Origin of the sequence: Stenotrophomonas sp. HITSZ_GD (assembly GCF_029543105.1) — a bacterium.
Taxonomy (GTDB): Bacteria; Pseudomonadota; Gammaproteobacteria; order Xanthomonadales; family Xanthomonadaceae; genus Stenotrophomonas_A.
This window is the reverse complement of record NZ_JARQXB010000014.1, coordinates 22,112-41,605: the sequence shown is the minus strand read 5'-3', so window position 1 is coordinate 41,605 and position 19,494 is coordinate 22,112. Positions and strand designations below refer to the sequence as shown.

19 protein-coding genes are annotated in these 19,494 nt (G+C 68.5%); 9 read left to right on the top strand and 10 right to left on the bottom strand.

Translation table 11 applies throughout. From position 1 onward, the window contains the following. Window positions 1-22 precede the first annotated feature (22 nt). The 3 genes from P6166_RS13810 to P6166_RS13800 form a co-directional block, all read right to left on the bottom strand. Complete coding sequence (locus P6166_RS13810; RefSeq protein ID WP_277765032.1) at window positions 23-2,146, bottom strand: EAL domain-containing protein; 2,124 nt, start codon at window positions 2,144-2,146, stop codon at window positions 23-25. Then, window positions 2,143-3,024: a phosphate/phosphite/phosphonate ABC transporter substrate-binding protein gene (locus P6166_RS13805; RefSeq protein WP_277765071.1), complete on the bottom strand. Its 882-nt coding sequence runs from the start codon at window positions 3,022-3,024 to the stop codon at window positions 2,143-2,145. The genes P6166_RS13810 and P6166_RS13805 overlap by 4 nt, the downstream gene beginning before the upstream one ends. Before the next feature lie 114 nt (window positions 3,025-3,138). After that, window positions 3,139-3,915 (bottom strand): RNA methyltransferase, encoded by a 777-nt coding sequence (locus P6166_RS13800; RefSeq protein ID WP_277765031.1) that lies wholly within the window; start codon window positions 3,913-3,915, stop codon window positions 3,139-3,141. A gap of 120 nt (window positions 3,916-4,035) precedes the next feature. Between P6166_RS13800 and P6166_RS13795 the strand changes: the two genes are divergently transcribed. Next, window positions 4,036-4,866 (top strand): inositol monophosphatase family protein, encoded by an 831-nt coding sequence (locus tag P6166_RS13795; RefSeq protein ID WP_130318303.1) that lies wholly within the window; start codon window positions 4,036-4,038, stop codon window positions 4,864-4,866. 348 nt (window positions 4,867-5,214) lie between these two features. On the opposite strand, the gene P6166_RS13790 is transcribed toward P6166_RS13795, so the two are convergent. After that, window positions 5,215-6,363, bottom strand: coding sequence for an acyl-CoA dehydrogenase family protein (locus P6166_RS13790; protein ID WP_277765030.1), 1,149 nt, complete (start codon window positions 6,361-6,363; stop codon window positions 5,215-5,217). A 122-nt stretch (window positions 6,364-6,485) separates the two neighbouring features. Between P6166_RS13790 and P6166_RS13785 the strand changes: the two genes are divergently transcribed. The 3 genes from P6166_RS13785 to metH are packed head-to-tail and all read left to right on the top strand — an operon-like array spanning window position 6,486 to window position 11,235. Next, complete coding sequence (locus tag P6166_RS13785; protein ID WP_057646247.1) at window positions 6,486-7,415, top strand: metalloregulator ArsR/SmtB family transcription factor; 930 nt, start codon at window positions 6,486-6,488, stop codon at window positions 7,413-7,415. A gap of 12 nt (window positions 7,416-7,427) precedes the next feature. Beyond that, window positions 7,428-8,516, top strand: coding sequence for a homocysteine S-methyltransferase family protein (locus P6166_RS13780; RefSeq protein WP_277765029.1), 1,089 nt, complete (start codon window positions 7,428-7,430; stop codon window positions 8,514-8,516). Window positions 8,517-8,550: 34 nt separating this feature from the next. Next, complete coding sequence (gene metH, locus P6166_RS13775; RefSeq protein ID WP_277765028.1) at window positions 8,551-11,235, top strand: methionine synthase; 2,685 nt, start codon at window positions 8,551-8,553, stop codon at window positions 11,233-11,235. A 164-nt stretch (window positions 11,236-11,399) separates the two neighbouring features. On the opposite strand, the gene P6166_RS13770 is transcribed toward metH, so the two are convergent. The 6 genes from P6166_RS13770 to P6166_RS13745 all read right to left on the bottom strand — a co-directional run bounded on the left by P6166_RS13770 (window position 11,400) and on the right by P6166_RS13745 (window position 15,993). Then, window positions 11,400-12,170, bottom strand: a complete 771-nt coding sequence (locus P6166_RS13770) for a transporter (RefSeq protein ID WP_277765027.1) — start codon at window positions 12,168-12,170, stop codon at window positions 11,400-11,402. After that, window positions 12,127-12,792 carry a DUF2058 family protein gene (locus P6166_RS13765; RefSeq protein WP_277765026.1) on the bottom strand — a complete coding sequence of 222 codons (666 nt, stop codon included), beginning with the start codon at window positions 12,790-12,792 and terminating at the stop codon, window positions 12,127-12,129. The genes P6166_RS13770 and P6166_RS13765 overlap by 44 nt, the downstream gene beginning before the upstream one ends. Window positions 12,793-12,811: 19 nt before the next feature. Beyond that, window positions 12,812-13,045 carry a SlyX family protein gene (locus tag P6166_RS13760; protein WP_277765025.1) on the bottom strand — a complete coding sequence of 78 codons (234 nt, stop codon included), beginning with the start codon at window positions 13,043-13,045 and terminating at the stop codon, window positions 12,812-12,814. Continuing rightward, window positions 13,038-14,399 carry a UDP-glucose/GDP-mannose dehydrogenase family protein gene (locus P6166_RS13755; protein WP_277765024.1) on the bottom strand — a complete coding sequence of 454 codons (1,362 nt, stop codon included), beginning with the start codon at window positions 14,397-14,399 and terminating at the stop codon, window positions 13,038-13,040. Before P6166_RS13755 ends, P6166_RS13760 begins: the two co-directional genes overlap by 8 nt. A 24-nt stretch (window positions 14,400-14,423) precedes the next feature. Next, window positions 14,424-15,386 (bottom strand): FKBP-type peptidyl-prolyl cis-trans isomerase, encoded by a 963-nt coding sequence (locus P6166_RS13750; RefSeq protein ID WP_277765023.1) that lies wholly within the window; start codon window positions 15,384-15,386, stop codon window positions 14,424-14,426. Between the two features lie 88 nt (window positions 15,387-15,474). Beyond that, complete coding sequence (locus tag P6166_RS13745) at window positions 15,475-15,993, bottom strand: glutathione peroxidase (protein ID WP_277765070.1); 519 nt, start codon at window positions 15,991-15,993, stop codon at window positions 15,475-15,477. A gap of 175 nt (window positions 15,994-16,168) precedes the next feature. Here P6166_RS13745 and P6166_RS13740 point away from each other — a divergent pair, with 175 nt between their 5' ends. The 5 genes from P6166_RS13740 to P6166_RS13720 are packed head-to-tail and all read left to right on the top strand — an operon-like array spanning window position 16,169 to window position 19,491. Then, window positions 16,169-16,426 carry a hypothetical protein gene (locus P6166_RS13740; protein WP_277765022.1) on the top strand — a complete coding sequence of 86 codons (258 nt, stop codon included), beginning with the start codon at window positions 16,169-16,171 and terminating at the stop codon, window positions 16,424-16,426. Between the two features lie 2 nt (window positions 16,427-16,428). Then, a complete protein-coding gene (locus tag P6166_RS13735; protein ID WP_130318292.1) occupies window positions 16,429-16,791 on the top strand; it encodes a GntR family transcriptional regulator in 363 nt (120 codons plus the stop codon). Then, window positions 16,788-17,663 carry an ABC transporter ATP-binding protein gene (locus P6166_RS13730; RefSeq protein WP_277765021.1) on the top strand — a complete coding sequence of 292 codons (876 nt, stop codon included), beginning with the start codon at window positions 16,788-16,790 and terminating at the stop codon, window positions 17,661-17,663. The genes P6166_RS13735 and P6166_RS13730 overlap by 4 nt, the downstream gene beginning before the upstream one ends. Next, a complete protein-coding gene (locus P6166_RS13725; RefSeq protein ID WP_277765020.1) occupies window positions 17,660-18,634 on the top strand; it encodes an ABC transporter permease in 975 nt (324 codons plus the stop codon). The genes P6166_RS13730 and P6166_RS13725 overlap by 4 nt, the downstream gene beginning before the upstream one ends. Window positions 18,635-18,663: 29 nt before the next feature. Further along, window positions 18,664-19,491, top strand: a complete 828-nt coding sequence (locus tag P6166_RS13720) for a DUF4097 family beta strand repeat-containing protein (protein WP_277765019.1) — start codon at window positions 18,664-18,666, stop codon at window positions 19,489-19,491. Window positions 19,492-19,494 lie beyond the last annotated feature (3 nt).

Here is a 19,494-nt window from a genome sequence, read left to right as displayed (position 1 = left end):
GCAGTCGCGGCGGACGCCGCGCCTACAGCCCGCCCAGCAACCGCACCAGGTCCATCGAACTGAGCGGGCGGCTGAACCAGTAGCCCTGCGCCAGGTCGCACTTGCGCTCACGCAGCAGCTGGTACTGCACTTCGTGCTCGATCCCCTCGGCCACCACGGTGATGCCCAGCGAATGCGCCATCGCGATGATCGCGGTGGTCAGCGCCAGGTCGTCCGGATCGCGCTGCAGGTCGGCCACGAAGCTCTTGTCGATCTTCACCCCGTCCACCGGCACCTGGCGCAGGTGGCTCAGGCCCGAGAAACCGGTGCCGAAATCGTCCAGCCACACCTTCACGCCCATGCGGTGCAGCTTGTCGAGCAGGCTGGCGGCGAGCATCTCGTCGCCGATGACCGCCGTTTCGGTCAGCTCCAGGTGCAGCCGCGCCGGCGGCAGGCCGGAGTCGCGCAGGCAACGCGCCACCGTGTCGGCCATGTCGCCGCTGCGCAGCTGGCGCGGCGACACGTTGACCGAGACGAACAGCGGCGCCACGCCCGGCACTTGCGGCCATTGGGTCGCGTCCAGGCAGGCCGCGCGCAACACCTTCGGGCCGATCACCTCGATCAGGCCACTTTGCTCGGCGACCTCGATGAACACCGACGGCGGGATCGCGCCCAGCGCCGGGTGCTGCCAGCGCAGCAGCACCTCCACGCCGACCATCTGCCGGTCGGCGGTGCGGTAGATCGGCTGGTAGACCAGCCGCAGCTCGCCGCGCTCCCAGGCGCCGCGCAGTTCGTGCTCCATGTGCACGCGGCGCTCGACCGCGTGGTCCATCGCGCGGTTGTAGGCGCGGTGGCAGTTCTTGCCGGCCACCTTGGCCTGGTACATGGCGATGTCGCCATTCTTCAGCAGCGCGGTGGCATCGCGGGCGTCGTCCGGGAACAGCGTGATGCCGATGGAGGTCCCCAGGAACACCTCGCGCCCTTCCACCTTCAACGGCTCGCCCAGGTCCTCCACCAGCCGGTCGGCCAGCTTCAGCGCGGACTCGCGCACGTCGCCGGATTGCACCAGGATCACGAATTCGTCGCCGCCGAAACGCGCCAGCAGCGCCTCGTCGCCGCCCATCTCCTCCACCGCCACGCGGATGCGCGCGGAGAACTGCAGCAGCGCCTCGTCGCCGGCCTCGTGGCCGAGCGTGTCGTTGACGCGCTTGAAGTCGTCGATGTCGGCGAACAGCAGCGCCAGCTGGCGGCCGGAATTGCGCGCGGCCAGCAGCTGGTGGTCCAGGTTCTCGCGGAAAGCCAGGCGGTTGGTGAGGCCGGTCAGCGCATCGGTGTAGGCCATGTGCCGCACTTCGCGGTCGTGCCGGGCGATGCTCTCGCTCATGCGGCCGAACGCGCGGATCAGCTCGCCGACCTCGTCGTTGCGCTCGCTGCTGCGCCGCTCCACCGCGTAGTCGCCGGCTTCGATCTGCCGGGCCGCCTGCGCCAGCCAGCGGATCGGCCCGACCAGCGTGCGCTGGATGTAGATCGCCACCACCGTGGCGATCACCGCCAGCCCGGCCAGCAGCAGCATCAGCCAGCCCAGGTCGCGCTTGCCGACCTCCGCCAGGCGTTCGAGCAAGGTCTCGTTGGCGCCGGATTCCAGCTGGCGCACGCGGCCCAGCGACATGCCCACGCGGACGCCGCCGATCTTCTCCTGGCCCATCATCACCGGCATGGTCACGTCGAGCACGTCCGGGGACCACTGCATCAGCAGCTTGCGCGTGCCGATGGCCTGCCCGGCGAGCGGGTCCTGCATCTGCTGGCCATAGCCGGGAATGTCTACCGAGCCGTCGTGGATCAGCCGGCCCTCGCGGTCGAACACGCGCACGTAGCTGACCACCTGCTGGCGCGAGGTGTTGCGCACCAGCGCGCCGACCTGGTCCAGGTCCGAGTAGTACAGCGGGTTGACCAACGCGTCGGCCAGCTCGGTAGCCAGCGCCTCGCCGCGCGAGCGCAGGCTGCGGTCGAACAGGTCGTGGATGATCGCCCCACTCAGGGTGCGCACCTCGGCCTGCATGCGGGTCTGCCGCTGCAGCAGCAGCAACAGGATGCCGACCACCAGCGCGAACGCCAGGCCCATCACGATCAGGAAGCGGGCCTGCAGCCCGAAACGTACGCGATTCATTCGACCTGCATCCGCACGCGCTGCAATCCTTCGCGAAGGGCATCCAGCTCGCGTTGCGAGGCCGGATCGACGGGGTAGAAACCGGAAGTGCCGAAGAACTTGTGCAGCGCCGGGGCGGCCTGCGGGTCGGAGGCGGCCTGCAACAGCACTTCGTGCAGCCGCCGCTGCACCGCCGGCGGCAGGTCGCCGCGCACCATCTCCACCGCGCGCGGGATCGGCTCGGTGGTGTAGATGATGCGGAAATCGTGCTTGAACGAGGGCGGCAGGTGGCGCTCGTCGTTCCAGTCCAGGTTGGAGAAGGCGCCGGCGGTGACCAGGCGCTTGTGCACGTAGGCGGCGATGTTCAACTCCGAACGCGCGAACACGTAGCCCACCGCGTCCGGCGCCGGCTCGTCCTTGGGGCCGAGCAGGATTTCCGGGCGCAGGCCGTTCTGCAGCAGGGTCAGCACCGGCACCAGGTAGGAACTGGTGGACAGCGTGCTCTGCAGCGCGATCGAGTGGCCTTGCAGCTGGTCCAGCCGCTGCACCGGGCCGTCGCGGCGCACGAAGACCACCGTGCTGTATTCGCGCACGCCGTTGCGCTCGGTCAGCAGCAGCGGGCGCGCGCCGCTGCGCTGCTGCAGCAGCATCGCCGTGCCGGCGGTCTCGGTGACCCAGTCCACCCGGCCGCGGCGCAGGTAGCTGGCCATGCGCTGCGCGTCGGGCGCCATCAGGATGCGGCCCTCGCGGATGCCCACGTCGTGCATGCGCGGCACGACGTAGTCGAGCAGCGGCTTCAATTGTTCGTAATGGACCTTGGGGTCGTCGCTGATGCGCCCCAGCACCAGCTCCCCGGAAGGCCCGGCAGCGGCGGCGTCGAACGTCGCACCCGCCACCAGCCACCCACAGGTGACCCACAGCCATCGCCAACCCGGCCAGCGTGAAGCAGTCAACCGACACCCCCCAAGCGTTCGGCCAAGCCTAGCCGAAAGCGTGACGCATGCAACAGTCTGTTAGGGGCCGTCCCGGCGGGCGAGCATGGCCATCCGCTGGGCGTCGGAGAGGATGCCGCGCAGCAGGCGCACTTCCTGCTCGCTCAGGGCCGCGCGCAGGAACAGCCGGCGCAGCTTGCGCATGGCCGAGTCGGGCGAGCGGCCCTTGTGGAAATCGATGTCGTCCAGGGTTTCGCCCAACTGGCCGAACAGCCCTTCCATCTGCGCATGGCTGGCCGCCCCCTCGCGCAGGCCGGGCTCGGCAGCCGGCGCGGCCGCCGCCTGGCCGGCCGCCAGCAGCGCCAGGCGCATCTCGTAGGCCAGCACCTGCACGGCCGCGGCCAGGTTGAGCGAGCTGAAGGCCGGGTCGGAGGGGATGTGCACGGCCACGTGGCACAGCTGCAACTCCTCGTTGGTCAGGCCGGTGCGCTCGCGGCCGAACACCACCGCCACCTCGGCCGGGGTCGCGGCATGGGCCACGGCCCGCTGCGCGGCATCGGCCGGCAGCAGTTCCTCCAACTGCACCCGGCGCGAGCGCGCGGTGCAGCCCAGCACCAGGGTGCAGTCGGCCACCGCCTCGGCGAGCGTGGCGTGGACGGGCGCGCCATCGAGCACGTCCTCCGCCCCGGCTGAGCGGCGGTAGGCCTCGTCGTCCGGGGCCTTTTCCGGGGCCACCAGCACCAGCCGGCCCAGGCCCATGGTCTTCATCGCGCGCGCGGCCGCGCCGATGTTGCCGGGGTGCTGGGTGCCGACGAGGACGAAACGGATCGAGGGGGAAGCGAACGCGACGGGCTGCATGAACGGGCAATTGGGGAGCGGATCAGCCGCAGATGGTAAACTGCGCGACGGCCTCGACGCCGAACCGCTCTTTCCCCCCGCCAGTTCCGCCCCTCTTCTGCCTTCACGGGAGCCTTCGCCATGCAGAAACCCGCCGTCACCGTCATGGTCAAGGCCGCACGCCTCGCCGGCAACGTCCTGTTGCGCAACATCAACAAGCTCGAGGCGCTGAACGTCGTGCAGAAGGGCCGCATGGACTATGCCAGCGAGGTGGATGCGGACGCGGAGAAGGTGATCGTCAAGGAACTCAAGCGCGCCTACCCGGATTACGGCGTCCTCGGCGAAGAGGGCGGCGTGCAGGGCCACAGCGGCCGCTACATGTGGGTGATCGACCCGCTGGACGGCACCAGCAACTACCTGCGCGGCTTCCCGCACTACTGCGTGTCCATCGCCCTGGTCGAGAACGGCGAGCCGCTGGACGCGGTGATCTTCGACCCGCTGCGCAACGAGCTGTTCACCGCGAGCCGCGGTGCCGGCGCGGTGCTCAACGACCGCCGCATCCGCGTGGCCGACCGCAAGGACCTGGCCGGCGCCATGATCCACACTGGCTTCCCGCCGCGCGAGCGTGCCCGCGCCAGCAGCCAGCTCAAGTGCGTGGACGCCCTGCTGACCCAGGCCGAGGACATCCGCCGCACCGGCTCGGCCGCGCTGGACCTGGCCTACGTGGCCTGCGGCCGCACCGACGCCTACTTCGAGGCCGGCGTGAAGGCGTGGGACATCGCCGCCGGCGTGCTGCTGGTGCGCGAAGCCGGCGGCCGCGTGTGCGACTTCAAGGGCGCCACCCCGGCGCGCATGGACGACAAGGGCCCGGACGCGCGCCAGCTGGTGGCCGGCAACATCAAGGTGAGCGAGGCCCTGCAGAAGGTGATCGTCAACACGGGCTACGCGGCCGAGTTCGACGCCAAGTTCTGAGGCCTTGCCGCCCGAACAAAAAAAGCCGCCCGAGGGCGGCTTTTTTTGTGCTCGGCCGCCAGCGGCGTGGGTGGAACTGGCGCTCGCGGGACGCGGTCGCGGCTGAAGCCGCTCCTACAGGAGCACCACGGCTTGCGCGAACCGCTTTGCGGTCCGGTCGCGCGAATCCATCGGGCGTCCGGTGGGCGGGCCCTGCCGGGACCGTAGGCGACATGGATGTCGCCTACGAGCCTCCATGGATGGATTCACGGCGTGTCCCGGTAGGGCCTGCCCACCGGACGCCGCGCGACCCACCCGGAACAGCCGCGCTCCGAGTCCGAGTCCGAGTCCGAATCCGAATCCGAGCCCTCAGCGCAACCCGGTTTCCGCCCGCGCAATCACCAGCCGCTGGATTTCCGAAGTCCCCTCGTAGATCTCGGTGATCTTCGCATCGCGGAAATACCGCTCCAGCGGCATTTCCTTGGAGTACCCCATGCCACCGTGGATCTGCACGGCCTGGTGGGTGATCCACATCGCCGCTTCGGACGCGGTGAGCTTGGCCACCGCCGCCTCGGTGCTGAACTTCTGCCCCTGCGACTTGAGCCAGGCCGCCCGCAAGGTCAGCAGCAGCGCCGCGTCCAGCTTGCACTTCATGTCGGCGATCTTGGCCTGGGTCATCTGGAACGTGCCGATCGCCGCACCGAAGGCATGGCGTTCGCGCGCGTATTCCAGTGTCGCCTCGTAGGCCGCCCGCGCGATGCCGATCGCCTGCGAGGCAATGCCGATGCGGCCCGCGTCCAGCACGCCCATCGCGATCTTGAAGCCATCGCCTTCCGAACCGACCACGTCTTCAGGCTGCGCCACGTAATCGGCGAACTCGATCTCGCACGTCGCCGAGGCGCGGATGCCCAGCTTGGGCTCGGTCTTGCCGCGGCCGAAGCCGGGCTTGTCGGTATCGATCATGAAGGCGGTGATGCCGCGCGCGCCCTGCTCCGGCGCCGTCATCGCGAACAGGATGATGTACTTGGCCACCGGCCCGGAGGTGATCCAGCTCTTCTTGCCGTTGATCACGTAGGTGCCATCGGCCTGCTTCACCGCGCGGCAGCGCATCGCCGAAGCATCGGAACCGGACTGCGGCTCGGTCAGCGCGAACGCGCCGACCTGGCTGCCGTCGGCGATCGCCCGCACGTACTTCTGCTTCTGCGCCTCGCTGCCGTTCTTCAGGATGCCCGTGCAGAACAGCGAATTGTTGACCGACATGATCGTCGAATGCGCCGCATCGCCCGCCGCGATCTCGATCATCGCCAGCACGTAGGACACCGGGTCCATGCCCGCGCCGCCATATTCCTCCGGCACCTCGATGCCCATCAGGCCGTTCTCGCCGAGCAGGCGGATGTTCTCGCGCGGGAACTCGCCGGTGCGGTCAAAGTGCTCGGCGCTCGGCGCGATCTTCTCCTGGGCGATCCGGCGCGCGACGTCCTGGATCATCAATTGTTCTTCGGTAAAGCTGAAATCCACGTCCGAACCCTCCGGGGGAGCAAAGTCGGCCCATTGTAGCGCCAACCATTCGCATGCGTATGTAGGTTGACCCCACCCCGCCACGCCCTAAAATATCTCGCTATCGAGATATAGAGATATTTATGGACCTGGAAGACTGGTCGACCCGCCTGAAGGTCTTCGCAGACGCCACCCGCGTGCGCCTGCTCGCCCTGCTGGAGCAGGAGGAGCTCACCGTGGCCGAGCTGTCGGGCATCACCCGCCTGGCCCAGCCGCGCGTGTCCACTCACCTGGCCAAGCTTAAGGAAGCCGGCCTGGTGCGCGACCGCCGCGCCGGCGTGTCGGCCTACTACCGCTTCGACGAAGCCGCGCTGGACCCGGCCCAGCGCGCCTTGTGGCAGGCACTGAGCAACGGCAGCGACGACCCCCTGCTGCGCCAGGACGCCGAGCGCGTGGCCGGCGTGCTGGCGATGCGTGCCGCGGACCAGAACTGGGCCGACTCGGTGGCCGGCGACATGGAACGCCACTACTCCCCCGGCCGCACCTGGGAGGCCCTGGCCCGCAGTGCGCTGCCGCTATTGGAAACCGGTGACGTGCTCGACATCGCCTCCGGCGACGGCGTGCTGGCCGAGCTGGTCGCCCCGCACGCTCAGCGCTACGTGTGCATCGACACCAGCGCCCGCGTGGTGGCCGCCGCCAGCGAACGCCTGCGCCGGCTGGCGAACGTGGAGGTGCGCGAGGGCGACATGCACGCCCTGCCGTTCGCCGAGCGCAGCTTCGATCTGGTCGTGCTGATGCACGCACTGACCTACGCGGCCAAGCCCGCGCAGGCCGTGGCCGAAGCCGCGCGCGTGTTGCGGCCGGGCGGCCGCCTGCTGCTGTGCAGCCTGGCCAAGCACGAGCATCGCGCCGCGGTGGAGGCCTATGGCCACGTCAATCTCGGTTTCAGCGCCAAGGAATTGCGCAAGTTCGTCGAGAAGGCGGGGCTGGAAGTGTCCAGCCTGGAGACGGTGACGCGCGAGAAGCGACCGCCGCATTTCGAGGTGATCTCGCTGATCGCCGCCAAGCCCTGACCCGGAGTCCGCATGAGCATCGACCTGCCCTGGCTGCACCCCGACCGCGCCGAACAACTCGCCCAGGCCCTGCGCGAACGCATCATGATCATCGACGGCGCGATGGGCACGATGATCCAGCGCCATCGCCTGGAAGAGGCCGACTACCGCGGCGAGCGCTTCGCCGGCGGCTACGACGGGCAGCAGGGCCACGTCCACGGCGAAGGCTGCGGCCACGACCTGAAGGGCAACAACGACCTGCTGCTGCTCACCCGCCCGGACGTGATCGCCGGCATCCATACCGCCTACCTCGAAGCGGGCGCGGACTTCATCGAGACCAACACGTTCAACGCCACCTCGGTGAGCCAGGCCGACTACCACCTCGAACACCTGGTCTACGAACTGAACAAGGCCGGCGCGGCGCTGGCGCGGCAGTGCTGCGACGCGATCGAGGCGACCACGCCGGAGAAGCCGCGCTTCGTGATCGGCGTGCTCGGCCCGACCAGCCGCACCGCCTCCATCAGCCCGGACGTCAACGACCCCGGCCACCGCAACACCAGTTTCGACGAGCTGCGCGCGACCTACCGCGAAGCCATCGAAGGCCTGATCGACGGCGGCGCCGACACGCTGATGGTGGAGACCATCTTCGACACGCTCAACGCCAAGGCCGCGCTGTTCGCCATCGAAGAGGTGTTCGACGCGCGCGGCGGGCGGCTGCCGATCATGATTTCCGGCACCATCACCGATGCCTCCGGGCGCACCTTGTCCGGGCAGACCGCCGAAGCGTTCTACGCCTCGGTCGCGCACAGCCGCCCGCTCTCGGTGGGCCTGAACTGCGCGCTCGGCGCGCGCGACCTGCGTCCGCACGTGGAAACGCTCTCCACCGTGGCCGACAGCTACGTGAGCGCGCATCCGAACGCGGGGCTGCCCAACGCTTTCGGCGAGTACGACGAAACGCCGGAAGAAATGGCCGCCACGCTGCACGAGTTCGCCACCGCCGGCCTGCTGAACATCGTCGGCGGTTGTTGCGGCACCACGCCGGCGCACATCCGCGCCATCGCCGATGCGGTGCGCGGCCTGCCGCCGCGCCGCCTGCCCCGCGCACTCGACCTGGCGGCCTGACCGCCGCCACCGCCACGCCAGGATGCCCCACGCAATGCCCCTGCCCCGCCATACCCGCCTCTCCGGCCTGGAGCCGCTGGTCATCACCCCGGACCTGCTGTTCGTCAATGTCGGCGAACGCACCAACGTCACCGGCAGCGCGCAGTTCCGCAAGCTGGTCAAGGAAGAACGCTACGAGGAGGCGGTGGAAGTGGCGCGCCAGCAGGTGGCCAACGGCGCGCAGATCCTCGACGTCAACATGGACGAGGGCTTGATCGATTCCGAGAAGGCGATGACGCGCTTCCTCAACCTGATCATGTCCGAGCCTGACATCGCCCGTATACCGGTGATGGTCGATTCCTCCAAGTGGAGCGTGATCGAGGCCGGCCTGAAATGCCTGCAGGGCAAGAGCGTGGTCAACTCCATCTCGCTGAAGGAAGGCGAGGCGTTGTTCATCGAACACGCGCGCAAGGTGCTGCGCTACGGCGCGGCGGCGGTGGTGATGGCATTCGACGAGACCGGCCAGGCCGACACCTGCGCGCGCAAGGTGGAAATCTGCACGCGCGCCTACCGCATCCTCACCGAGCAGGTGGGCTTCCCGCCGGAAGACATCATCTTCGATCCGAACATCTTCGCCGTCGCCACCGGCATCGAGGAACACGACAACTACGCGGTGGACTTCATCGAGGCCACCCGCATCATCAAGCGCACGCTGCCGCACTGCCATGTATCCGGCGGCGTGTCGAACGTGTCGTTCTCCTTCCGCGGCAACGAGCCGGTGCGCCAGGCGATCCACTCGGTGTTCCTCTACCACGCCATCGCCGCGGGCATGGACATGGGCATCGTCAACGCCGGCGCCATGCCGATCTACGACGAGCTGGAGCCGGACCTGCGCGAGCGCGTGGAGGATGTGGTACTCAACCGCCGCAAGGACGCCACCGAACGCCTGCTGGAGATCGCCGAGCGCTACAAGGGCAAGAAGGGCGCCAGCAAGGAAGAAGACCTCGCCTGGCGCGGCAAGCCGGTCGCCGAGCGCCTGGCGCATGCGCTGGTGCACGGCATCGACGCCTTTGTCGAAGAGGATACCGAGCTGGCGCGACAAGCCGCCAGCCGCCCGCTGGACGTGATCGAAGGCCCGCTGATGGCCGGCATGAACGTGGTCGGCGACCTGTTCGGCGCCGGCAAGATGTTCCTGCCGCAGGTGGTGAAGTCGGCGCGGGTGATGAAGCGCGCCGTCGCCTACCTGCTGCCCTACATCGAGGCCGAGAAGGCCGCCGGCGGCCAGGCCAACCGCTCCAACGGCAAGATCATCATGGCCACGGTGAAGGGCGACGTGCACGACATCGGCAAGAACATCGTCGGCGTGGTGCTGGCCTGCAACAACTTCGAGGTCGTCGATCTGGGCGTGATGGTGCCCACGCAGACCATCCTCGACCGCGCCCGCGAGGAGAACGCCGACCTGATCGGCCTGTCCGGGCTGATCACGCCTTCGCTGGAGGAGATGTCCCACGTCGCCCGCGAGCTGGAGCGGCAGAAGTTCGACATCCCGCTGCTGATCGGCGGGGCGACCACCTCGCGCGCGCATACGGCGCTGAAGATCGATCCGCACTACCACGCGCCGACCGTGTGGGTGAAGGATGCCTCGCGCGCGGTCGGCGTGGCGCAATCGCTGATCTCGCGCGAGCTGCGCGACGCGTTCGTCGCCGCCAACGATGCCGACTATGCGGACATCCGCCAGCGCCACCGCAACCGCGGCGACGCCAAGCGGCTGGTGTCGCTGCAGCACGCGCGCGGCCAGCGCTTCGACGGCGGCTGGGCGGACTACGTGCCGCCGGCACCCAGGCAGCCCGGCCTGCACGTGTTCGACGACTACCCGCTGGACGAGCTGGTCGCGGCCATCGACTGGACCCCGTTCTTCCAGGCGTGGGAGCTGGCGGGCAAGTATCCGGCGATCCTTACCGACGAGATCGTCGGCACCCAGGCCACCGAGTTGTACCGCGACGCGCGCGCGATGCTGAAGCAGATCGTGGAGGAGAAGTGGCTGACCGCCAAGGCGGTGTTCGGCCTGTGGCCGGCCAACAGCGTGGGCGACGACGTGGAGGTGCGCGCGGGCGATGCGCCGACCACCCTGCACTTCCTGCGCCAGCAGGTCGACAAGCCGGTGGACCGGCCGGATTTCTGCCTGGCCGACTTCATCGCACCGCGCGAGAGCGGCCGCGAGGACTGGATCGGCGCATTCGCGGTCACCGCCGGCATCGGCATCGAGCCGCACGTGGCGCGCTTCGAGGCCGCGCACGACGACTACGACGCGATCCTGCTCAAGGCGCTGGCCGACCGCCTGGCCGAGGCGCTGGCCGAGCGCCTGCACCAGCGCGTGCGCAAGGAATTCTGGGGCTACGCGGATGACGAGACGCTGGACAACGAGGCGCTGATCGCCGAGCAGTACCGCGGCATCCGGCCGGCGCCGGGCTATCCGGCGTGCCCGGAGCACAGCGAGAAGCAGACGCTGTTCGCGCTGCTGGATGCGCCTGCGAACGCCGGCATGACGCTGACCGAAAGCTTCGCGATGCTGCCGACGGCGGCGGTGTCGGGCTATTACTTCAGCCATCCGCGCAGCCAGTACTTCGTGGTCGGGCGCCTGTCGCGCGAGCAGGTGGCCGACTACGCGCGGCGCAAGGGCGTGGAGCTGGCCCAGGCCGAGCGCTGGCTGGCCTCGAACCTGGACTACGATCCCGAGTAGAGCGGTTTTAGCCGCGACAGGACGAGCTGGTGCAGGACGATCCGGTGTAGGAGCGGCTTCAGCCGCGACAGGACGATCCGGCGGTCGCGGCTGAAGCCGCTCCTACAGGTATGGTGACGCCAGTGGCGGTGACGGTGCTGGCAACCGAAGCCGAATGCTCCGCGTTACAGCGCGAAAGACAGCCCCAGCCCTGCCTGCCAATCCGTGCTGCGTGCATCCAGCCCGCGCAGCAGCGAAGCATCGATCTGCACCTTCGGCCGCACGTGCCAGGCCACGCCACCGCCGAGCTGCCGTTCGTGCTCGGCGCCGCCGGTCATGCCGGCCTCGACGTAGGTCATCCAGCGGCCATCGTCGTGCAGCGTGTAGTTGGGCGATACGGTCCACACCGTGCCATCGACCCCGCGCCCGACATCCAGATACAAGCCCACCCCGCGCCCGTGCGGCAGCGACCACGCCATGCTCAGGCCCAGATCACGCGCTGCGCCTTCGCTGAAGGCCGAACGCCCCGTGCCTGCACGGTAGGTGCCGAGCAGCGCCCAGGTGAAATCGTCGTTCGAGGAAGGCAGCGCCCACTTCAGCGCGAGTTGACTGTCGCCGCCGCCGCGGGCGCGCGGATCGCCGTGCTGCCAGACATAGCTGTCCACCGCCACCTGCAGTTCCCACTGCGCGCCCAGGCCCAGCCGCAGCCGGCTGTCCAACGTGTATTGCTCGGTGGAAGCACCGCCGCTGTCATCTCGCGTGTAATCCGGCAGCCCTTGCTCCCAGGCGAACTGCCCGGGCGCAAGCACCTCGGTGCCGAACGCGATGCCCGGCCGGTCGAAAGCGATATCGTCATCCGCCCGGGCAGCCAGGGGCGCGAGCAGCGCACAGGCCAGCAGCAGGCCGGGAGTTTTACCAGACCAGATCGTCCGGCACCTGGAATTGCGGATCGGCATACGGATCTTCCTCCACCGGTGCGTTGGGATCGACCTTCAACGCCAGGGCGGCGGGAAAGATCGCTTCGGCCTCGGCCAGCACCGCGGCGGTAACCAGCACATAGCGGCCGTTGAGCTGCAGCACGCCCAACTCGCCGGCGTTGAGCGCCTTCAGCTGCTCGGCATCGACGTAGATGCGCTTGATCTTGCCGCCGTAGGAGAAGTGCCGCGCGATGTCGGCCTCGGCCTTGTTCAGCGCCTTGTCCCTGAGCAGTTCCTCCAGCTTGGCGCGCGCCTCGCGACGCTGCCGCGCCTCTTCCTGCTTCAGGCGCTCGGCCTCGATGCGCTCGTCCTTCTCGCGCTGCGCGCGGATGGCGTACGCCTTGGCCAGGTCGATGTCCTCGCGCGAACGCGGCGGCTTGGCGGCGCCAGGCTTGCCGCCGGGCGCCTGGCCACTGCGCGCGGCATGCGCCGGCTTGCCTTGGCCCTGGCCGTGCGGCTTGCCGCCCTGGCTTGGGCCGGGCCGGCCGGGTTTGCCGCCCTGCGGGCGGCGCGCGTCGGCGCGGGTATCGGGCTTGCGTTCGGGTTTGGGCGCGGGCTTGAAGCCCAGGCCCAGCAGCTGGTCGCGGAGGGTGTCGCTCATGACGGTCTGGCGAAATGACTCAGTAGTGCGGCGGCGGCGGTTCGTCCGCCGGATCGGCATTCAACGCGTTGCGCACCCGCCCGAGGTCGTCGAGCAGGTGGCGCAGCAGTTCGGCGTTGCGCGCACCGGTCATGCGCGCTTCGGCCAGGGCCTCGCTCAGTTCGGAGAGCGCCTGTTCCTGGAAGGACAGGCGCATCTCCAGTTCGACCAAGCGCGCTTCGAGCGCCGGGTCCTGGGGCGTGGCGTCATGCATCGAACGGGTTTCCCTGCACGGAACGGCCTCGGCCGATGGCGTAGTAGGCCAGCCCGGCGGCCTCGATGTCGGCCGGCTCGTAGAGGTTGCGTCCGTCGAACACCACATCGTCCTTCAGCGCGGCCTTGAGGCGGCTGAAATCCGGGCTGCGGAACTGCTTCCACTCGGTGACCACCACCAGCGCGTCGGCGCCTTGCAGCGCGGCGTCGGCGTTGTCGCAGAAACGCAGGTCGTCGCGCTCGCCAAAGATGCGCTGCGCTTCGTGCGTGGCTTCCGGATCGAAGGCCTGCACCTTGGCGCCGGCCTCCCACAACTGCGCCAGCAGGCGGCGGCTGGAGGCCTCGCGCATGTCGTCGGTATTGGGCTTGAACGCCAGGCCCCATACCGCGAACGTCTTGCCGGCCACGCCCTGCCCGGCGCCGCCGTAGTGGCGCTGGATCAGCTCGAACAGATGGCCCTTCTGGCCGTGGTTGACCGCCTCCACCGCGTTGAGCAGTTTCGGCTCGTGGCCGTACTGCTGCGAGGTGCGGGCCAGCGCCTGCACGTCCTTGGGGAAGCAGGAACCGCCGTAGCCGGCGCCGGGATAGATGAAGTGCCAGCCGATGCGCGGATCCGAGCCGATGCCTTTGCGCACCTGCTCCACGTCCGCGCCGACCTTCTCGGCGATGTTGGCGATCTCGTTCATGAAACTGATCTTGGTCGCCAGCATCGCGTTGGCGGCGTACTTCGTCAGCTCGGCCGAGCGCACGTCCATCTCGACGATGCGGTCGCGGTTGCGGTTGAACGGCGCATACAGCCGGCGCATGCGCGCGACCGCATCCGGGCGCGTGGCCCCGATCACGATGCGGTCCGGCCGCATGCAGTCGGCCACCGCGTCGCCTTCCTTGAGGAACTCCGGGTTGGAGACCACGTCGAAGGCGTGGTCCACGCCGCGCGCCTTCAGTGCCTCGCTGATCGCCGCGCGCACCTTGTCCGCCGTGCCGACCGGCACGGTGGACTTGTTGACCACGGTCGCCGGCCCGTCGATGTGCTGGCCGATGGTGCGCGCCACGGCGAGCACGTACTTGAGGTCGGCGCTGCCGTCCTCGTCCGGCGGGGTGCCCACCGCGATGAACACCACTTCGCCATGGGCGATCGCCGCAGCCGCGTCCGTGGTGAAACGCAGGCGGCCGGCGGCGTGGTTGGCCTTGACCATCGGTTCAAGGCCGGGTTCGTAAATGGGGATCACCCCCCGGTTGAGACCTTCTACCTTGGCCTGGTCGATATCGACGCAGACCACATCATGTCCAACTTCAGCCAGACAGGTACCAGTGACGAGACCGACGTAGCCGGTCCCGAAGATCGCAACGCGCATGGAGGGGGGGTCTCCGGTGGGGGATTACGGCAGGATACCGAGCAACTCGACATCAAACGTCAAAGTTGCGTCAGGACCAATGCCCCCCTGCGGCATGCCTTCAGGTCCGTACGCAAGGTTGGACGGAATCCAGAAACGATACTTGGAGCCGGTCGGCATCAGCGAAACGCCTTCGCTCCAGCCCTTGATGACCTGGTTGAGGCCGAATTCGACCGGTTCGCCGCGCTCGTAGGAGCTGTCGAAGACGTGGCCGTCGAGCAGCTTGCCTTCGTAGTTCACGCGCACCTTGCTGGTCGGCGTCGGGCGCTCGCCGCTGCCCTGGCGCAGCACCATGTACTGCAGGCCCGAAGCGGTGGTCACCACGCCCTTCTCGGTCTTGTTCTTGGCCAGGAACGCGTTGCCCTGCTCGCGGTTCTTGCCCGACGCGGCGGCCTGCTTGGCGCTGCCGAACGCCTGCAGCGTGGCCTGCGCTTCCTGCGCGCTGAGCAGGGTCTGGCCCTTGCTCAGCGATGCCTGCAGACCCTGGATCAGCACCGGCAGGTTGATGTCTTCCTGGATGCGCACCAGCGACGGGCCGACCACGCGGTCGCCCAGCATCAGGCCCACGTTCTGCTTGTTCACCGCCGGCGGCTGGCTGCCCGGGGCCAGGCCCGGCACCTGCTGGCCGTTGCGCGCGGCCAACGCCACGCGCAGCGCGGCGTCGGTGGCCTGCGCCTGCTCGTCGCCGAGCAGCGGCTGGCCGCCCTTGAATGCGTTTTCGATCGCGCGCTGCATGGCGGCGGTATCGACGTAATCGGCGATCGGCTCGAACGAGCGCGCGATATCCATGCCGATGGCGTAGCTGACTTTGTCTTTCTCAGAGGTCAAAACGGACTTCTCCTTGGCTGCCGCGGGAGTCGCGGCCGGTTGCTGCGACATCGCCGGCGCCGAAGCCGCCATTGCCACGATCATCAGCGACGCTGCCGCGCCGCGCATTCCCATCTTCATTCGCTGCAAATCCTAGGATGTGTTGTTGGACGCCGGCGCCGGCGCGAGGGGCCCGTATTGTGGCACGCACCGGGTGCGCCGGCCTACGTCAGCGCGCCGCGGGCGCCTTGAGTTCGCGTTCGATCGCCGCGATCAGCGCCGGATCGTCCGGCTTGATCTTGCTGGGGAACTGCGCCACCACGCGGCCGTCCCGCGCGATCAGGTACTTGTGGAAATTCCAGCCCGGCGCCACGCCGGTGGCCGCGGTCAGGCGCTGGTACAGCGGCGTGGCCTCGCTGCCGAGCACGTGCACCTTCTCGAACATGGGGAACTTCACCCCATAGGTGAGCGTGCAGAATTCCTGGATCTGCTTCTCGTCGCCCGGCTCCTGGCCACGGAAGTCGTTGGACGGGAAGCCCAGCACCGAGAACCCCTGCGCCTGGAAGCGCTTGTTCAACGCTTCCAGCCCCTCGTACTGCGGGGTGAAGCCGCACTTGCTGGCCGTATTCACCACCAGCAACACCTTGCCGCCATAGGCCTTGTTCAGATTGACCGGCGCCTTTCCGGCCAGCGGGCGGTACGCCAGGTCCAGCAGGGCCGGCGCGGCGGCCACCGCCACGCTGCTCATGACGGCGATAAAACACAGCAAAAACAGCTTCTTGTACGACATGGGCGGCTCTCCTGGCAGCGGCCGGGGCGGATTCAGGCCCCCTGCCATCGGTTGGGTATGACAGTGGGTTGACGCGCTGCGTGTTGGTGTTATAGTTACATACAACACCAGCCACCCAACGCAGGGGGAACACATGAACAGCAAGCTCTTCAAGCGATCCGTTCCGTTGCTGCTCCTGCTCTCCGGTTCCGCCCTGCTGGGCACCGGCCGGCTGGAATCCGCACCCGGAATGGTCAAGGACACCGGCGCCGATTATGGCGTCTCGGCGGCGGCAGAGGAAAACGCAGCGACCCCCACGCAGGAAGAAGCCCCCCGCGCCACGCGCCGGGCCCGCACCTCGTTGTCGATGCCCTATTTCTCCTTCGCGCAGGCCCTGCGTCCCCGGAGCTGAACATGAGCGACATCACGTGGAGCGACGGCGCTCCCATCTACCGCCAGCTGAAGGATCGCGTCATCGCGATGATGCTGGACGGCATCATCAAGCCGGGCGACGCCCTGCCCTCGGTGCGCCAGGTGGCCGCCGAGTACCAGCTGAACCCGATCACCGTCTCGCGCGCCTACCAGGAGCTGGCCGACGAGGCCCTGGTCGAGAAGCGGCGCGGGCTGGGGATGTTCATGACCGAGGAGGCGGCCAAGAAGCTGCGCGGCAGCGAGCGCGACCGCTTCCTCAACGAAGAATGGCCGGCCGTGCTGGAACGCATCCAGCGGCTGGGACTGTCATTGGAAGAACTGCTGCCTTCGGGGAAAACACCATGAACGCCGTCGCGTCGGAAAACGTCGTCACCGCACAGGGCCTGCGCAAGGCCTACCGCAACAAGCTGGCGCTGGACAACACGTCCTTCAGCGTCGGCGCCGGGCGCATCGTCGGGCTGATCGGGCCCAACGGTGCGGGCAAGACCACCGCGTTGAAGGCCATCCTGGGCCTGACCGGCTTCGAGGGCCAGCTCAAGGTGCTGGGCCTGGACCCGCGCCATAGCCGCGATGCGCTGATGAACGATGTGTGCTTCATCGCCGACGTGGCGGTGCTGCCGCGCTGGCTGCGCGTGGGCGAGGCGATCGACTTCGTCGCCGGCGTGCACCCGCGCTTCGACCGGGCCAAGTGCGAGCGCTTTCTGGCCAACACCCAGCTCAACCCGAAGCTGCGCGTGCGCGAGCTGTCCAAGGGCATGATCGTGCAGCTGCACCTGGCGCTGGTGATGGCGATCGACGCGCGCCTGCTGGTGCTCGACGAGCCGACGCTGGGCCTGGACATCCTGTACCGCAAGCAGTTCTACCAGCGCCTGCTGGAGGACTACTTCGACGAGGAGAAGACCATCCTCATCACCACCCACCAGGTGGAGGAGATCGAGCACATCCTGACCGACGTGCTGTTCATCCGCGACGGCCGCATCGTGCTCAGCGCCGACATGGAGCACCTGTCGGACCGCTACACCGAGGTGCTGGTGTCGGCCGAAGCGTTGCCGGAGGCCCGCGCGCTGGGCGCCATCGACGAGCGCAGCCTGCCGTTCGGCAAGACCGTGCTGCTGTTCGACGGCCAGCCCAAGGCGCACCTGGCCACGCTCGGCGAAACCCGCAACCCCGGCCTGGCCGACCTGTTCGTCGCCATCATGAAGGGAACCTACGCATGAACACCGCTCCTACCCATCATGTGACCCAGGGCCGCAAGTTCGGCTGGCTGCTCAAGCGCGAACTGTGGGAACACCGCGGCGGCTTCCTGTGGGCGCCGCTGATCACCGGCTCGATCGTGGTGCTGCTCTACGGCCTGCTGGCGGTGATCGGCTCCATCGCCGGCCGCAATTTCAATGGCGACTTCAACCTGGACGAGGGCCCGCAGAAGGTCCACGAGATCGTCGGCGCTTTCGGCGACGGCGTGCTGCTGGCGGGCATCCTGCTGGTGTGCGTGGTGCTGGCCTTCGTGGTGTTCTTCTATTCGCTGGGCGCCCTGTACGACGACCGCCGCGACCGCAGCGTGCTGTTCTGGAAGTCGCTGCCGCTGTCGGACACGCAGACCGTGCTGTCCAAGGCCGCCTGGGCGCTGGTGCTGGCGCCGCTGGTGGCCCTGGTGGTGGGCTTGGCGATCGGCCTGGCGTTGTGGCTGATCACCGGCCTGACCATCACGGTCAACGGCCTGCCGGCCGGCACGGCGGTGTTCACCCACTCCCATCCGCTGCGCATCGTCGGCACCGCCATCAGCACGCTGCCGCTGTACGTGGCCTGGGCGCTGCCCACGGTGGGCTGGCTGATGTTCTGCTCGGCCTGGTCACGCACCAAGCCGTTCCTGTGGGCGGTGCTGATCCCGGTGCTGGCCTGCGTGATCGTCAGCATGATGGACATCCTGCCGGGCCTGCATATCCGCCACGACATCCTCTGGTACATCGTGGTCTACCGCGGCCTGCTGAGCGTGGCGCCGGGCACCTGGTACGTGCTGGTGGACAGCCCGAAGGGCGAGATCAACACGCCGGACGAGCTGGCGCGGGTGTTCGACCTGAGCGATGGCTGGCACGTGTTCACCACCCCGGACCTGTGGATCGGCGCGGTGATCGGCGTGGCATTGATCGTCGGTGCGATCTACATGCGCCGCTGGCGCGACGAGAACTGATCCATTCCCGCATTCCAGGAGGAACGCCCATGCGCATGACCCTAGCTTTCTGCACGATGCTGCTGGTGTTGCCGGCCGTCGCGCAGGCCGACGAACCGCAGTGCAAGGCCAGCGAGCCGCGCGAGCTCAAGCTCGACCTGGCCGGCGTGAAGAGCGTGCTGTTCGAGGTCAACCACCACGACCTGCACGTGCAGGGTGGGCCCGGCGGGGCCGGCAGCCTGAGCGGGCGCGCCTGCGCGTCCAGCCAGGAGCGGCTGAAGCAACTCACGGTCACCCAGCGCAAGTCCGGCGACCAATTGATCGTCACCCTGGCGCGCAAGACCGATGGCTTCTGGATCGGCAACACCTACGCCTACCTGGACATCCGCGCCAGCATCCCGGCCACGCTGCCGGTGCGCCTGGACGTGGGTTCGGGCGACGCGGAGGCCACCGGCATCGCCGCGCTGGCGGTGGATACCGGCTCGGGCGACGTGAAGGGCCGCGACATCAAGGGCGCGGTCACGGCCAAGACGGGTTCGGGCGATATCCAGCTCGAACGCATCGGCGCGCTCACCGTGAGCTCGATCGGCTCGGGCGATTTCCGCGCCACGCGGATCAACGGCGCGGTGGACGTGGGCGTGGTCGGTTCCGGCGACCTGGACCTGGCAGAGGTGGCCGGCAACGTGCACATCGGTTCGGTGGGCTCGGGCGATGTGGATGTGCGCGGCGCGCAGGGCAGCGTGGTGGTCGATTCGATCGGCTCGGGCGACCTGACGGTGCGCGATGTCTCCGGCGACCTGACGGTCAAGCGCAAGGGCAGCGGCGATGTCAGCCACAGCGGCGTGCGCGGCAAGACCAGCGTGCCGAAGGAGGACTGAGCC

Bases quoted from the DNA above. Each gene is read 5' to 3' on its own strand.
- P6166_RS13810 (WP_277765032.1), bottom strand. From the start codon at position 2,146: ATGAATCGCGTACGTTTCGGGCTGCAGGCCCGCTTCCTGATCGTGATG.
- P6166_RS13800 (WP_277765031.1), bottom strand. From the start codon at position 3,915: ATGCAGCCCGTCGCGTTCGCTTCCCCCTCGATCCGTTTCGTCCTCGTC.
- P6166_RS13795 (WP_130318303.1), top strand. From the start codon at position 4,036: ATGCAGAAACCCGCCGTCACCGTCATGGTCAAGGCCGCACGCCTCGCC.
- P6166_RS13785 (WP_057646247.1), top strand. From the start codon at position 6,486: ATGGACCTGGAAGACTGGTCGACCCGCCTGAAGGTCTTCGCAGACGCC.
- P6166_RS13780 (WP_277765029.1), top strand. From the start codon at position 7,428: ATGAGCATCGACCTGCCCTGGCTGCACCCCGACCGCGCCGAACAACTC.
- metH (WP_277765028.1), top strand. From the start codon at position 8,551: ATGCCCCTGCCCCGCCATACCCGCCTCTCCGGCCTGGAGCCGCTGGTC.
- P6166_RS13770 (WP_277765027.1), bottom strand. From the start codon at position 12,170: ATGCCGATCCGCAATTCCAGGTGCCGGACGATCTGGTCTGGTAAAACT.
- P6166_RS13765 (WP_277765026.1), bottom strand. From the start codon at position 12,792: ATGAGCGACACCCTCCGCGACCAGCTGCTGGGCCTGGGCTTCAAGCCC.
- P6166_RS13760 (WP_277765025.1), bottom strand. From the start codon at position 13,045: ATGCATGACGCCACGCCCCAGGACCCGGCGCTCGAAGCGCGCTTGGTC.
- P6166_RS13755 (WP_277765024.1), bottom strand. From the start codon at position 14,399: ATGCGCGTTGCGATCTTCGGGACCGGCTACGTCGGTCTCGTCACTGGT.
- P6166_RS13750 (WP_277765023.1), bottom strand. From the start codon at position 15,386: ATGAAGATGGGAATGCGCGGCGCGGCAGCGTCGCTGATGATCGTGGCA.
- P6166_RS13745 (WP_277765070.1), bottom strand. From the start codon at position 15,993: ATGAGCAGCGTGGCGGTGGCCGCCGCGCCGGCCCTGCTGGACCTGGCG.
- P6166_RS13740 (WP_277765022.1), top strand. From the start codon at position 16,169: ATGAACAGCAAGCTCTTCAAGCGATCCGTTCCGTTGCTGCTCCTGCTC.
- P6166_RS13735 (WP_130318292.1), top strand. From the start codon at position 16,429: ATGAGCGACATCACGTGGAGCGACGGCGCTCCCATCTACCGCCAGCTG.
- P6166_RS13730 (WP_277765021.1), top strand. From the start codon at position 16,788: ATGAACGCCGTCGCGTCGGAAAACGTCGTCACCGCACAGGGCCTGCGC.
- P6166_RS13725 (WP_277765020.1), top strand. From the start codon at position 17,660: ATGAACACCGCTCCTACCCATCATGTGACCCAGGGCCGCAAGTTCGGC.
- P6166_RS13720 (WP_277765019.1), top strand. From the start codon at position 18,664: ATGCGCATGACCCTAGCTTTCTGCACGATGCTGCTGGTGTTGCCGGCC.